Below are 663 nucleotides of genomic sequence, written 5' to 3' on the forward strand. Positions count from 1 at the left end.
ATATACCGCATTGGTTAATCTGGAAGGTGTGATTGCTTCAGGCGAAGAGGCGAATGCAGACTTTTTGGTGACGGGTTTGAGAGCAGCTTTTGAAGCTGAGGGAACTCAAGCTGTTGTCTTGCGCATTAATAGTCCTGGTGGCAGCCCGGTTCAATCAGGGTATGTTTATGATGAAATTAAACGACTTCGTGGCTTATACCCTGAAACGCCACTCTATGCAGTGATCAGCGATATTGGTGCTTCAGGTGCATATTACATTGCTGCGGCTGCGGATAAGATTTACGCTGATAAGGCAAGTTTGGTTGGTTCTATCGGTGTAGTGGCTTCAGGTTTTGGTTTTGTTGATACGATGAAGAAGCTTGGCGTCGAAAGACGTTTATATACAGCGGGAGCTCATAAGGGCTTTCTAGATCCTTTTAGCGATGAAAAGGGTGATGAGGTTGAGTTTTGGGAGTCGGTGCTGAATACCACGCATCAGCAGTTTATTGCTAAAGTGAAAGAAGGGCGTGGAGAGCGGTTGAAGGTTGATGAAGAGATCTTTAGTGGTCTGATCTGGAGTGGTGAGCAGGCCTTGGAAAAAGGTTTGGTTGATGGTTTGGGTAGTGCAGGTTATGTTGCAAGAGAAGTGGTTGGAGCTGAGGAAATTATTGATTTTACGCCGCA

The 663-nt window shown here is 45.9% G+C and carries 1 protein-coding gene; it reads left to right on the top strand.

Annotated elements, in window-relative coordinates:
• Positions 1–663 (top strand): S49 family peptidase (locus A3756_RS19230; protein WP_068554331.1); only part of this gene is annotated, 663 nt, incomplete at both ends.

Source organism: Oleiphilus sp. HI0086 (assembly GCF_001635225.1).